Here is a 13,380-nt window from a genome sequence, read left to right as displayed (position 1 = left end):
TAATGGATATTAGAAAAATAAAAAAACTCATCGAGATCATTGAAGAATCCGAAATTGCCGAACTGGAAATCAAGGAAGGGGAAGAATGCATCCGCATCAGCCGTTATTCCGCGCCGCCCGCGCAGGTAGCGTATGCCCCCGCCCCCGCGGCACCGACTCCGGCGCCGGCCGCTGTATCGGCAGCGGCACCCGCGGAAGAAAAAATTACCGGCCACGTCGTTAAATCGCCCATGGTCGGCACGTTTTATCGTTCGGCCTCGCCCGGCTCGAAAGCCTTTACCGATGTCGGCCAATCCGTGCAAGTCGGCGACACGCTGTGCATCATCGAGGCAATGAAAATCCTGAATCAGATTGAAGCCGATAAAAGTGGCGTCATCACTAAAATACTGGTTGAAAACGCCCAACCTGTCGAATACGGTCAACCCTTATTCATCATTGAATAATACAAAAAAGCGGGAAACTCATGTTCGATAAAATAGTGATCGCCAATCGCGGCGAAATCGCACTGCGCATTCTGCGCGCATGCAGAGAATTAGGCGTTAAGGTGGTGGCCGTCCATTCCGAGGCGGACCGCAATTTGAAACACGTGCGCTTGGCCGATGAATCCGTCTGCATTGGCCCGGCCGCTTCCGTGGACAGCTACCTGAACATTCCGGCCATCATCAGCGCCGCCGAAGTGACCGATGCCGAAGCCATTCATCCGGGCTACGGTTTTCTCGCCGAAAACGCCGATTTTTCGGAAAAAGTAAAGCAAAGCGGCTTCGTGTTCATCGGCCCCAACGCCGATACCATCCGCCTGATGGGCGACAAAATTTCCGCCAAAAATGCCATGCTGAAAGCCGGCATTCCCTGCGTGCCCGGCAATGGCGAGCCGCTGACCGATGATGCCAAAAAGAACCTGAAACTGGCTCAGGAAATCGGCTATCCGGTCATCATCAAGGCCGCCGGCGGCGGTGGCGGCCGCGGCATGCGCACGGTACATACCGAAGCGGCCCTGCTGAACGCGATCGCCATGACCAAGGCCGAGGCCAGCACCGCCTTCGGCAATGCGACCGTGTACATGGAGAAATTCCTCGAGGACCCGCGCCACATCGAGTTCCAGGTCATGGCCGACGCGCACGGCAACGCCATCCATCTGGGCGAGCGCGACTGCTCCATGCAGCGCCGCCACCAGAAAGTCGTCGAGGAAGCGCCGGCCCCCGGCATCACCGAGGAACAGCGCCGGTTCATCGGCGAGCGCTGCGCCAAAGCCTGCGTCGATATCGGCTATCTGGGCGCCGGCACCTTCGAGTTCCTGTATGAGAAAGGCGAGTTTTACTTCATCGAAATGAACACCCGCGTACAGGTCGAGCATCCGGTCACGGAAATGGTCACGGGCTTCGATATCGTCAAGGAACAACTGCGCATCGCCGCCGGCGAGCCGCTGTCGATCACGCAGGACCAGGTCAAAATCCAGGGCCATGCCATCGAGTGCCGCTTGAATGCGGAAGATCCGAAAACCTTCATGCCCAGCCCCGGCACGATCGAGCAGTTCCACATGCCGGGCGGTCCCGGCATCCGCTGCGAAACGCATATTTACAACGGTTACAAGGTGCCGCCGTATTATGACTCCATGATCGGCAAGCTGATCGCGCACGGCGAAGACCGCAAAAGCGCCATCGCGCGCATGAACACCGCGTTAAGCGAGATCATCATTGAAGGCATCAAGACCAACATCCCGCTGCAGCACGATATCATGACTGACAGCGCTTTCGCGGCCGGCGGCCAGAACATCCATTATCTGGAAAAGAAACTGGGTATTTATTAAGCCCGGCTGAATGACAGGGCGGCCAAGCCGCCCTGTGTTTTTTCTCGTTACACAAGTCCGATTTTTTTATGGCCTGGCATCAAATCTCCGTCATCACCAACGAAAACACCGCCCCCGAACTTGCCGATTTGTTCAGCGATCTCGGCGCGGTTTCCGTCACTTACATGGATGCCGAAGACGAGCCGGTTTACGAACCCGCGATCGGCGAAACGAAAATATGGAGCAACACTCAGGTCATTGCGCTCTATGAGCTCGACGCGGACCCGGAGTTGGTCAAAGACCAGGTCTACAAGCAGTTTCCGCCCGAACAACTGCACAGCTGGCATGCCGAGGAAATTGCCGACCAGCCGTGGGAGCGCGCCTGGATGGACTATTATCATCCGATGAAGTTCGCCGACAGGCTCTGGGTCTGCCCGACCGGTCAGGAACAGCACGAGCCCGGCACGGTCTGCCTGACGCTGGACCCGGGCCTGGCCTTCGGCACCGGCACGCATCCGACCACGGCACTGTGCCTGGAATGGCTGGCCAGCCATGATCTGACCGGCAAAACCATCATCGATTACGGCTGCGGCTCGGGCATCCTGGCCGTTGCCGCGATCCTGCTGGGCGCTAGTGAAGCGCATGCCGTCGACATCGATCCGCAGGCGATCACCGCCACCCAGGACAATGCCCTGAAAAACAAGGTCCAGCACAAAATCCACAGCTATCTCCCCGAACAGTTCGCGCCCTTTCAGGCCGACATCGTGCTGGCGAATATCCTGGCCAAGCCGCTCATCGACATGGCCGGACAGATAGCCGCTCTGGTCAAGCCGGGCGGCCAGCTGATCCTGTCGGGCATCCTTCAGGAACAGGCCGAGTCGGTCATGCAGGCCTACCAGCCCTATATCGACTTCGATCCTCCCACACAACAGGAGGACTGGATCCGGCTGCAAGGCATCAAGCATTGAAAGCCATGTACACCCTCTGCCCCGATTGCCAGACCGTTCACAAGCTGACGCTGGCGCAATTGCGCTCCGACCGGGGCATGATGCGTTGCACTCATTGCTCGTCCTTGTTTGATGTGCTGGAGTTTATCAGCGAGTCGAAGCCGGCCGTTACCGGCAAGCAGGCGGAGCAGAAAGCCCCCCCCGAGCGTCTGCCCTGGGAGCCGGAAAAGAAAACGGGCCGCGCCTACTGGCATGTCGGCCTGATCATCGGCCTGCTGCTGCTGACCGCGCAGATCGTCTATTTTGAAGGCTATGCCTTCAGCCAGAATCCGGACGTCCGGCCCGGTCTGGAAAAATTCTGCCGTTACCTGAACTGCCGGCTGCCCGTCTATAAAAACCTCGACGAGTTCAGCGTATTGGAAGGCTCGTTTACCTTACAGCCGGATCACAATTACGCCTTCCGGGCCATCATCGTCAACCAGGCCAGTTTTTCCCAGGCCTATCCGACTATTAAATTGACGTTATTGGATTATAATGAAAAACCTTTCGCGCAAAGGGTATTTAAACCACAGGATTATTTGCCTGAAGCCGCCGGCGTAACCGCCATGGCGCCTGACGCCGTAACGGAAATACGCCTGACTATCGCGCGCCCCGCCAGCAAAATTGGCGGTTATACGTTTAAACTCATATAAGCTATGTCCCATCCGGAAATTTATTTAAAGAAAAACGAAGACAAACGCCTGCGCAAAGGGCATTTGTGGGTTTTCAGCAATGAAATCGACATCCGGCGCACGCCGCTCGAGCAGTTCGCGCCGGGCGATCTGGTCCAGGTCACAAACGACGACGGCAAGGCGCTGGGCACGGCTTACATCAATCCGAGGGCGCTGATCTGCGCGCGCCTGCTGTCGAGAAAGTCCGTCAAATGCGGCGCCAATTTCTTCAAGGAACGCTTGACTACCGCGTTGGCCCTGCGGGAAAAACTTTTCGACCGGCCCTACTACCGGCTGGTCTTCGGCGAAAGCGACGGCCTGCCGGGCTTGGTGATCGACCGTTTCGGACCCGTCCTGTCGGTGCAGATCACCACGGCCGGCATCGACCGGCGCAAGGAATTTTTATTTTCGGCGCTGATTGAACTGCTGAATCCTGAAGCGATTGTTCTGAAGAACGACAACAGCCAGCGGCAACTGGAAGGCCTGAGCCTGGAATCGGAAATCGCCTACGGCAAGCTGCCTGAACGCCTGATCATCGAGGAAAACGGCGCCCAGTTCAAAGTCGACATTCTGGACGGCCAGAAGACCGGCTGGTTTTACGATCATCGCTGCAGCCGCGCCCTGCTGGCCGGCATGGCGAAAAACCGGCGCGTACTGGATCTGTTTTCCTATACCGGCGCCTGGGGCGTTCCGGCCGCCATGGCCGGCGCCGGCGAAGTCACCTGCGTTGACGCCTCGGAGGGCGCGCTGGCGCTGGCTCGGGAAAACGCCGGGCTCAACCGGGTCGAAGAGCGCATGCACTTTATCCGCAGCGATGTGTTTGAATTCCTGAAGCAGGCCCGCCAGGACAACCAGCTTTACGACATCGTCGTGCTGGACCCGCCGGCCCTGATCAAGCGCAAAAAGGACTTCAAGCAAGGCTACGAAGCCTACCGGCGCCTGAATCACCTGGCCCTGCAGGTCTTGAGCAAGAACGGCATCCTGGTCTCGGCCTCCTGCTCGCATCACCTGAGCCGCGACAATCTGCAGGAAATTCTGCGCTCATCGGGCCGCCACATCGACCGCCACCTGGTCTTTATCGCCGGCGGCGGCCAGGGACCTGATCATCCAATCGATCCGGCCGCGCCTGAAACAGAGTATTTAAAAACATTCTTTTGTTCGGTATCCTCAAGCCTGTAGTATTGAGGTTTTTTGTATGACCCGGCCAGAAACTAAAGAATATTGCCCCCTTTGCGGTCAACCGGTGGAAATTCAGGACTATGTCCTGAATACGCCAACGGCTAGACTGCACTTTTGCTGCACGGGCTGCCTGAGTATTTATCAGCTCGTCAATAAAGAAAAACTGACAACAACAACCTCCACCACTCAGCTTAATAATAAAGAGGACACAAAAAAATGAAAGCCTGTGAATCCTGCGCCAGCCGCGTTGAAATCGCCAAAAACCACCGAAAAATCCCTGTTCTGCAGCGCGGCATCGGCATGATTTTAATCTATCTGCCTATCCTGACTTTTCCATTCGTCTTCATCAGCGCCTATCTGACTTACTATCATTTGCGCATGGTCGGCGGCAAAAACATCAAAACCTATTCCGATTTCATTCCCGACCGCGCCAGCCACCGTTATGACCTGAAAAGCCAGATCACGATGAAGCCCACTTTCAAGGCCAGCATGGCGCAATCCAAGCTGTTCTGGATCTTGAACTGCACCTGGTATTGTCCTTATAGCGTGGCACTGTTCGAATGGCATGCCTATATGGTCAAGATCGTCGAGAACTGGTGGTGTCCGTTCACGCACGAGAAAAAAGAAAGCTATAAAAATGCCATGATCGATAAATCATTCTGGCATTTATACCCGGAAGATCTCAGCAAACTGGACAAGGAAGACCGCGACAACCCGATCTGGAATGATGCCAGCGACTTGCCTGTCGACGACCAGTCCCAATCGGAAGGAAACCTCGATAACACGCTCGCGGCCAGTTCCAGTATTAAGTAATTTTTGCCCCAGGAGCACGAAGCCTGGATTTTTCTTCGTGCTCTTCCCATGGCGCCGCGTCCCGTCGCTGAATTTTCATTAAAAAAACTCATTGCCATGCCCCTCCGGGCGGTTTTTAGGTTATGATAGGCGCCCTTTTTTGTACACGTGGCAGCTCATGCAAATCGGTCCCTATCAACTTGCCAATAAACTGATACTCGCGCCCATGGCCGGCATCAGCGACCGCCCGTTCAGGGAACTGTGCCGCCGGCACGGCGCCGCGCTGACCGTATCGGAGATGGTCGCTTCCAATCCGGCGCTGAGCCAGCATAAACGGACCTTGCTGAAAACCGACCACAGCGGCGATACGGGCATCCGTGCGGTGCAGATACTCGGCACCGATCCCCGACAAATGGCCGAGGCCGCGAAAATAAACGTGGCGCGCGGCGCCCAGATCATCGACATCAACATGGGCTGCCCGGCTAAAAAAGTCTGCTCGGTGGCGGCGGGCTCGGCATTGCTGCGCGATGAAGCCCTAGTCGGAAAAATTCTTGATGCGGTCGTCGGCGCGGTCGATGTGCCGGTGACGCTGAAAATCCGCACCGGTTGGGATTTATACAGCCGCAATGCGGTCGAAATCGCAAAAATAGCGGAAAACGCCGGTATCTCAGCCCTGACCGTGCACGGACGGACCCGGGCCTGTAAATTCAACGGTCAGGCCGAACATGAAACCGTCAAAAAAGTTAAGCAATCGATCGGCATCCCGGTGATCGCCAACGGCGATATCGACAGCCCTGAAAAAGCCGCATCGGTTCTGCGCTCGACCGGCGCCGATGCCCTGATGATCGGCCGGGCCGCTCAAGGCAACCCGTGGCTGTTCAATCAGATCGATTGTTTTCTAAAAAACGGAAAATTCCTTGAAAGACCGTCGCTTGCCGACGTACACGAAACACTGCTGGCGCATTTGGAACAGCTATACGGTTTCTATGGCAATGTAAGCGGTGTTAGAATAGCGCGGAAACACATCGGCTGGTACTTCAAGCAGCTCGGAACGATGCCCCCGTCCCTACAAGACAAGATCAACCGGGCTCAAGTACCGTCGCAACAACTAGCGCTGATTAATTCGGCTTTTAATCTTTTAACAATCGATCATGCTGCATAATATGAAAGCATCTCAAAAAAGCGCTGAAATCATTGATTTAGATAGCACAAAAAATGCCTCTATCCCTCTGTCCGCTTATGTCAAGAAAGCAGTAGAGATCTATTTATCGCAATTGAACGGTCATGACGCGGTCGGCCTGCACGCCATGGTCATCAGCGAAGTCGAAAGACCCCTGCTGGAAGCGGCTCTGGAGCATTCAGGCCATAATCAGACCAAAACCGCCAAAGCGTTAGGCCTAAGCCGCAGTACCCTACGTAAAAAACTGGACCAATACGGACTATCCTGAGCCTCGCTGCCCAGCCATTTTAAATTTATCTAACTTACCTTGCATCAGAGGTCCGCATGAACAAAAAAATCACCCGCGCCTTAATCAGTGTCTCGGATAAATCCGGTATTGTCGATTTCTGCCGGGAACTGAGCCAGTTGGGCGTAGAAATCCTGTCCACCGGCGGCACGGCCAAAACCCTGGCCGATAACCGGATTCCCGCCACGGAAGTCTCCGACTACACGGGCTTTCCGGAAATGATGGACGGCCGCGTCAAAACCCTGCACCCGAAAGTGCATGGCGGCATTCTGGGCCGTCGCGGCGTGGACGATGCGGTCATGGCCGAGAACGGCATCAAGCCGATCGACATGGTGGTCGTCAACCTGTATCCGTTCGAGCAGACCATCGCCCGGCCGGACTGCAATTTTGACACCGCGATCGAAAACATCGATATCGGCGGCCCGACTATGATCCGCGCGGCCGCCAAGAATCATGCCGACGTTGCCGTCGTCGTCAATCCGGCCGATTATGCCGGCATCATAGCCGAACTGAAAAACACCGACAGCAGCCTGTCCGCCAAGACCCGCTTCAGCCTGGCCCTGAAAAGCTTCGAACATACGGCCCGCTACGATACAGCCATTTCGACCTATCTGGGCAATCTGACCGGCGAGCGTTTTCCGGAAACACTGAACCTGCAGTTTTACAAAAGCCAGGCCATGCGTTACGGCGAAAATCCGCATCAGCAGGCCGCTTTCTATCGCGAAAAAGCGCCGGCTTCGGGCACGATCTCCGCTGCGAAACAGCTGCAGGGCAAGGAACTGTCCTACAACAACATTGCCGATACCGACGCGGCGCTGGAATGCGTCAAGTCCTTCACCGACAAGCCGGCCTGCGTGATCGTCAAGCACGCCAACCCCTGCGGCGTTGCCGAAGCCGACACGCTGCTGGCCGCCTACGATCTGGCCCACGCCACCGACCCGACCTCGGCCTTTGGCGGCATTATCGCGTTCAACCGCGACCTTGATAAAGAAACCGCGGCCGAAATCATCAAACGCCAGTTCGTCGAAGTCATCATCGCGCCGTCCATCAGCGCCGATGCCCAGGCCGTAATTTCCGCAAAAGCAAACGTGCGCGCCCTGGAATGCGGCAACTGGGCCGGCACGGACGAAACCGTGCTGGATTTCAAACGCGTGGCCGGCGGTCTCCTGGTCCAGGACAAGGATCTCGGCAAAATCGCTGCCGCCGACCTGAAAGTCGTCAGCAAACGCGCGCCGACGGAACAGGAACTGGCTGACCTGCTGTTCGCCTGGAAAGTCGCCAAATTCGTCAAATCCAACGCCATCGTCTACTGCAAGAACGGCCGCACCATCGGCGTCGGCGCAGGGCAAATGAGCCGCGTTTATTCGGCCCGAATCGCCGGCATCAAGGCCGCCGATGAAGGACTGGTCGTGTCCGGCTCGGTCATGGCGTCCGATGCCTTCTTCCCGTTCCGCGACACTGTCGATGCGGCCGCCGAAGCCGGCATCACCGCCATCATCCATCCCGGCGGCTCAATGCGCGACGGGGAAGTCATCGAGGCGGCCGATGAACACGACATCGCCATGGTCTTTACCGGCATGCGCCATTTCAGGCATTAATTAAGAAACAGACTGTGGGGGCGGCTTCAGCCGCCCTTTAAAACACTGGCGACTGAAGTCGCCCCCACAAAACATACGAGAATCACCATGAAGATACTGATCGTCGGCAGTGGCGGCCGAGAACACGCGCTGGCCTGGAAAGCCAAGCAGTCGAGCAAAGTCGAGCAAGTTTTTGTCGCGCCGGGCAATGCCGGCACGGCACTGGAACCGGGCATCGAGAACGTGGCGATTGCCGTCGACGATATCGTCGCCCTGCTTGCTTTCGCCCAAAAAGAAGCGGTCGGGCTGACTATCATCGGTCCGGAAGTGCCGCTCGTGGCCGGCATCGTCGACCGTTTCCAAGCCGCCGGCCTGAAATGCTTCGGCCCTACCGCCAGAGCCGCGCAACTGGAAGGCTCCAAATCCTTCTGCAAGGATTTCATGGCCCGTCATCGCATCCCGACGGCCGAATACCAGACCTTTACCGACAAAGCACAGGCGCTGGCCTATATTCAGCAAAAAGATGCGCCCATCGTGGTCAAGGCTGACGGCCTGGCCGCCGGCAAGGGCGTCATCGTCGCTCAGACCGTGGAGGAAGCGAACGCGGCCGTTGAAGATATGCTGTCCGGCAATGTCTTCGGCGAGGCCGGCCACCGCGTGGTCATCGAAGAATTTCTGGCCGGCGAGGAAGCCAGCTTCATCGTCATCGCCGACGGCAAGCACGCACTGCCGATGGCGACTTCCCAGGACCACAAGGCCCGCGACAACGGCGACAATGGCCCCAATACCGGCGGCATGGGCGCTTACTCGCCGGCTCCGGTCGTGACGCCCGAAATTCATGCGCGCGTCATGCGCGAAGTCATCGAGCCGACCTTGAGAGGCATGGCCGCCGACGGACATGCCTATACCGGTTTCCTGTACGCCGGCCTCATGATCGCTCCGGATGGTTCCGTCAAAGTGCTGGAATACAATTGCCGCTTCGGCGATCCTGAAACGCAGCCGATCATGATGCGTCTGAAAAGCGATCTGGTGGTGTTGTGCGAGGCGGCCCTGGCCGGCGAACTGGACAAGATCGACACGGACTGGGACGAGCGCGCGGCGTTGGGCGTCGTGCTGGCGGCCGGCGGCTACCCCGACGCCTACCGCAAAGGCGACGTGATCTCGGGTTTGCCGGCGCAGGAAAGCGAGGACCGCAAGGTGTTTCATGCCGGCACGCAGCAGCTTGATGACAAGATCGTCACGGCCGGCGGCCGCGTATTATGCGCCTGCGCCTTGGGACGCGACATTCAGGAAGCGCAGAGCAAGGCCTATGAGTTAACGCGAGCTATTCATTGGGACAATGTCTACTACCGCACCGATATCGGATTCAAGGCGATAAAGTAGCGTTATTTCGAAGTAGGGTACGCACTGCGTACGAGGCTGTGAAAGAATTAGTGAAAAACGTCATAAAAAGCCTTATTCACCACGAAGATCACGAAGGACACGAAGAAAAAATTAAGTTAATCAAATACTTAAAACTTCGTGCTCTTCGTGTCCTTCGTGGTTAAACCCTTTAAATTGAATACTTTCACAGTCTCGTACCTTTTGGGCTTGAAAATGGTACGCGATGCGTATCTACAAAGCTTGTGTAATAAGCCTGTGGGGGCGACTAAAGTCGCCCCCACATATTGTTAGGCAACAACTCTGCGAAACGTCAGGTTAATCCGGGGCGTTTTCAATTGCTTCGTTTTCGGCAGCGCATGCAGCCAGTGATGCTGCATAGCTCCGGCCATTAACAGCAGATCGCCATGGCCCAGCATGATATCCAGCGAGACCTTCTTGCGTTTTTTATGATGCAGCCTGAACAGGCGCTCATCGCCGAAGCTTAACGAGGCAATGACCGGATCGGGCCCCAGTTCCTTTTCATTATCGGCATGACAGCCCATCGAATCGCGCCCGTCGCGGTACAGGTTGGCCAGGACGCTGTTGAAGCGCTGCCGGCACTGCCGCTCCACCTTTTCTCTGATGGCCTGCAATTCGGCCGTCCAGGGCAGCGGCGCATGGTCGACGCCCGAATAGCGGTAATGCGCATCGGCATCGCCGTACCAGCACATCAGACGCGGCACCTTGACCCATCTGCCGAAGATGAAAATATCCTCCGCCTGCCAGGCCATCCCAGTCATCAGCGCAGCGAACAACCGATCGGACTCGGGCGGCGCATAGAACTGGCGGATCAGGTACAGCCCGCCGTCGAACGGCAGCAGATTGTCGCCGAAGCCAACGACATTATCGTGCAACGCATCGGCTCCGGCATCCATCTTCAATTATCGAGGAAAAAACGCCGCATAACGCGGATCATGGCGTCATGGTCGGACACGCCGGCGCTCTCCCGGATGCTGTGCATGGCCCACATCGGATTGCCGACGTCGACCGTACGGATGCCCAGCCGCGCCGAGGTCATCGGGCCTATCGTGCTGCCGCAGGGCAGATCGGTCCGGTGCGAATATTTCTGGTACGCAACGCCGACCTGTTCGCACCAGTCCGCGAACATGGCCTCCGAAACGCTCTCGGTGCTGTAGCGGTGGTTGGCGTTAACCTTGATCACCGGCCCTTTGTTGACGATGACTTTATGGTCGGGGTCATAAGCATTCGGGAAGTTGGGCTGATAGGCGTGCGCCATGTCGGCGCTGATCATGAAGCTGCGCGCCAGGGCCCGCTGGTAATCGTCCCGGTCAATGTTTGATGCGATGCGCTGCAGCACGTCCGGCAGGAAGCTGCCGTCCGCACCTTTATGGCTTTCGCTGCCGACTTCCTCGTGATCGAAAAAGGCGCAGACCAAGGTGCTGTCGGCCTGCAGCACAGCTTCATCGAGCAGCGCCGATAAACCGGCATGGCATGAAGCCAGATTGTCGAGCTGGCTGTCGGCATAAAACTCCTGCTGCGCGCCCCAGATCACGCCTTTCTGCGTATCGTAGACATTCAGGTCCCAGGACAGGATACGCTCGGCCTCGATGCCTGACGCTTGCGCTAGCAACGACAGGAAATACGGCTGCGGCAACTGCTCTTGCGCAATCGCGGACAGGATCAGCGGCAGCTCCAGCTGCTTGTGCAGCTTCAGGCCGTCCTCGTTGACGCCGCGGTTCATGTGGATCGCCAGGTTGGGCAGACGCAGCAGGGGCTGCTCGAACCGGATCAGCCGGCTCGCGATCCGGCCCTGCTCATCCTTATAGCTCAGGCGCCCTGCCAGACTCAGGTCGCGGTCGGTAAAGGTCGCCAGTATCGGCCCGCCGTACACTTCGACGCCCACCCTGACCAGACCGTCGACCCAACCGGCGGCATTGGGCTTGATCCGCAGGCCTGGCGAGTCGGTGTGGGCGCCGATGATTTTGAAGCCCGTCTCGACCAGCGGCTTTTGCCCGTGCACGAACGCGATAATGGAGGAATCGCCGCGCACGACATAATAGCGCCCGCCGGGCTTCAGCATCCATTTTTCGGTTTCATCGAGTTTTGCAAACCCTGCGGCCCCGAGCCTGACCGTCATAGTGCTGACGGCTTGCCAGGGGCTGGGACTGGCATCGATAAACGCCAGCAAGTCCTGAACCTGTGCCTGCGCGCTCATGATCGTTCTTTCAGGTCTAAGGATGCGGAATTGATGCAGTAACGCAAGCCTGTCGGCTGCGGGCCGTCTTCGAAGACATGGCCCAGATGCGCACCGCAGGCTTTGCAGGTTATTTCAACGCGGCGCATGCCGTGACTGAGATCGGTATGGCGGGCCACGCTGTCTTCGGACATGACATCCCAGAAACTCGGCCAGCCCGAGCCTGAATTGTATTTGGTTTCGGAATCGAATAAGGGATTGCCGCAGCACACGCAATGATAAATGCCGTCTTTCTTGCAGTCGGTATATTTTCCGGTAAAAGGGGCTTCGGTGGCTTTATGGCGGCAGATATTGAATTGTTCGGGCGTCAGTTTTTCGCGCCATTGTTCGTCATTCATAATGTTATCCGTCATGCATCAATTGGTAAAACCGCTCATTGTACGCTTTCAAAACCGCATCGCCAAAGCAGACTAAATAGACTTCTTGCGGATCATGAGCGTCTTTTAAACACTCGCTGATGGTCCTGATGGCAATTTCAGCCGCCAGCGACACCGGAAAGCGGTACACGCCGCAGGAAATGGCCGGGAAAGCTATCGACCTGATGTCATGAGCCCTGGCCAGCGCCATGCATTCCCGATAACAGGAAGCCAGCAAGGCCGGCTCGCCCTGTTCGCCGCCGGACCAGACCGGCCCGACCGTATGAATCACATAGCGCGCCTGCAGACGATAGCCTCGGGTTATTTTCGCCTGCCCCGTCTCACAGCCGCCCAGGGTTTTGCACTCGGCCAGCAGTTCAGGGCCTGCCGCCCGATGGATCGCGCCGTCGACGCCGCCTCCGCCCAATAACGAACGATTGGCGGCATTGACGATGGCATCGACCGCCAGCTTTGTGATATCAGTCTCAATAATTTCGATTTTCGCCATTATCATGCCGTTATCATAGTGATCAAAACTCGATTAGTACCGATTTAGGCCTATGATACAATGCCGAGTTTAAAAAATTTTAGAATGATCATGACAGAACTGATGACAAGCGGGATAGAGCTAATGATGGTCGGCATGGGCCTCGTCTTCCTGTTTCTGGCCATGCTGGTGCTGGCCATCAACCTGATGTCGGCGCTGGTGCAGCGCTATTTCCCGGACGCGCCACCGGCCGGCGGGAAGGGCATGGACGCCGGCGTGATCGCCGCGATTGCCGCGGCCGTGCATCAATACCGGACCCGGCCTAAATAACGCTCGGCGTCCGGCGCCGCCGGAACGCCCGCGCCAGCCGCCGTCGTGGGGGACGGGCGGCGCGCACCGATTTCTATTCAACGGATCAAGCGACCCACAAGGTCTTCGATTCA

15 protein-coding genes are annotated in these 13,380 nt (G+C 57.2%); 11 read left to right on the top strand and 4 right to left on the bottom strand.

Going from position 1 to position 13,380, the window contains the following annotated elements; all coding sequences use genetic code 11:
- Window positions 1-2 precede the first annotated feature (2 nt).
- From accB to purD, 10 genes are all read left to right on the top strand, one after another.
- On the top strand, window positions 3-443 hold the full coding sequence (gene accB, locus EK22_RS14615) for an acetyl-CoA carboxylase biotin carboxyl carrier protein (protein ID WP_036252187.1): 441 nt from the start codon (window positions 3-5) through the stop codon (window positions 441-443).
- A 20-nt stretch (window positions 444-463) separates the two neighbouring features.
- Window positions 464-1,807 (top strand): acetyl-CoA carboxylase biotin carboxylase subunit, encoded by a 1,344-nt coding sequence (gene accC / locus EK22_RS14610; RefSeq protein WP_020159106.1) that lies wholly within the window; start codon window positions 464-466, stop codon window positions 1,805-1,807.
- 68 nt (window positions 1,808-1,875) lie between these two features.
- Window positions 1,876-2,754, top strand: coding sequence for a 50S ribosomal protein L11 methyltransferase (gene prmA, locus EK22_RS14605; RefSeq protein WP_036252185.1), 879 nt, complete (start codon window positions 1,876-1,878; stop codon window positions 2,752-2,754).
- 5 nt (window positions 2,755-2,759) lie between these two features.
- The gene (locus tag EK22_RS14600; protein ID WP_156965594.1) at window positions 2,760-3,425 is read left to right on the top strand and encodes a zinc-ribbon and DUF3426 domain-containing protein; all 666 of its coding nucleotides are present in this window, start codon (window positions 2,760-2,762) and stop codon (window positions 3,423-3,425) included.
- Between the two features lie 3 nt (window positions 3,426-3,428).
- The gene (locus EK22_RS14595; protein ID WP_036252183.1) at window positions 3,429-4,622 is read left to right on the top strand and encodes a class I SAM-dependent rRNA methyltransferase; all 1,194 of its coding nucleotides are present in this window, start codon (window positions 3,429-3,431) and stop codon (window positions 4,620-4,622) included.
- 216 nt (window positions 4,623-4,838) lie between these two features.
- Window positions 4,839-5,435 carry a hypothetical protein gene (locus tag EK22_RS14590; RefSeq protein WP_020159102.1) on the top strand — a complete coding sequence of 199 codons (597 nt, stop codon included), beginning with the start codon at window positions 4,839-4,841 and terminating at the stop codon, window positions 5,433-5,435.
- 157 nt (window positions 5,436-5,592) lie between these two features.
- Entirely contained in the window at window positions 5,593-6,576 is a 984-nt protein-coding gene (gene dusB / locus EK22_RS14585; RefSeq protein ID WP_036252181.1) for a tRNA dihydrouridine synthase DusB, read from the top strand.
- A gap of 1 nt (window position 6,577) precedes the next feature.
- Window positions 6,578-6,862: a helix-turn-helix domain-containing protein gene (locus tag EK22_RS14580; RefSeq protein WP_027147224.1), complete on the top strand. Its 285-nt coding sequence runs from the start codon at window positions 6,578-6,580 to the stop codon at window positions 6,860-6,862.
- A 56-nt stretch (window positions 6,863-6,918) separates the two neighbouring features.
- On the top strand, window positions 6,919-8,478 hold the full coding sequence (purH, locus tag EK22_RS14575) for a bifunctional phosphoribosylaminoimidazolecarboxamide formyltransferase/IMP cyclohydrolase (protein ID WP_020159099.1): 1,560 nt from the start codon (window positions 6,919-6,921) through the stop codon (window positions 8,476-8,478).
- A gap of 87 nt (window positions 8,479-8,565) precedes the next feature.
- Complete coding sequence (purD, locus tag EK22_RS14570) at window positions 8,566-9,840, top strand: phosphoribosylamine--glycine ligase (protein ID WP_020159098.1); 1,275 nt, start codon at window positions 8,566-8,568, stop codon at window positions 9,838-9,840.
- A 287-nt stretch (window positions 9,841-10,127) separates the two neighbouring features.
- Here purD and EK22_RS14565 read toward each other — a convergent pair whose 3' ends face one another.
- The 4 genes from EK22_RS14565 to EK22_RS14550 are packed head-to-tail and all read right to left on the bottom strand — an operon-like array spanning window position 10,128 to window position 12,958.
- Window positions 10,128-10,754, bottom strand: coding sequence for an alpha-ketoglutarate-dependent dioxygenase AlkB family protein (locus EK22_RS14565; RefSeq protein WP_020159097.1), 627 nt, complete (start codon window positions 10,752-10,754; stop codon window positions 10,128-10,130).
- Between the two features lie 2 nt (window positions 10,755-10,756).
- Window positions 10,757-12,055 carry a M18 family aminopeptidase gene (locus tag EK22_RS14560; RefSeq protein ID WP_020159096.1) on the bottom strand — a complete coding sequence of 433 codons (1,299 nt, stop codon included), beginning with the start codon at window positions 12,053-12,055 and terminating at the stop codon, window positions 10,757-10,759.
- Window positions 12,052-12,447, bottom strand: a complete 396-nt coding sequence (msrB, locus tag EK22_RS14555; protein WP_020159095.1) for a peptide-methionine (R)-S-oxide reductase MsrB — start codon at window positions 12,445-12,447, stop codon at window positions 12,052-12,054. The genes EK22_RS14560 and msrB overlap by 4 nt, the downstream gene beginning before the upstream one ends.
- The gene (locus tag EK22_RS14550; protein ID WP_020159094.1) at window positions 12,437-12,958 is read right to left on the bottom strand and encodes an O-acetyl-ADP-ribose deacetylase; all 522 of its coding nucleotides are present in this window, start codon (window positions 12,956-12,958) and stop codon (window positions 12,437-12,439) included. Before EK22_RS14550 ends, msrB begins: the two co-directional genes overlap by 11 nt.
- A gap of 90 nt (window positions 12,959-13,048) precedes the next feature.
- Here EK22_RS14550 and EK22_RS14545 point away from each other — a divergent pair, with 90 nt between their 5' ends.
- The gene (locus EK22_RS14545) at window positions 13,049-13,267 is read left to right on the top strand and encodes an OadG family protein (protein ID WP_027147222.1); all 219 of its coding nucleotides are present in this window, start codon (window positions 13,049-13,051) and stop codon (window positions 13,265-13,267) included.
- Window positions 13,268-13,380 lie beyond the last annotated feature (113 nt).

Source organism: Methylobacter sp. BBA5.1 (assembly GCF_000746145.1).
GTDB lineage: Bacteria > Pseudomonadota > Gammaproteobacteria > Methylococcales > Methylomonadaceae > Methylobacter > Methylobacter marinus.
Note: the sequence above shows the minus strand (reverse complement) of the source record. Positions and strands in the feature narration are given on the sequence as shown.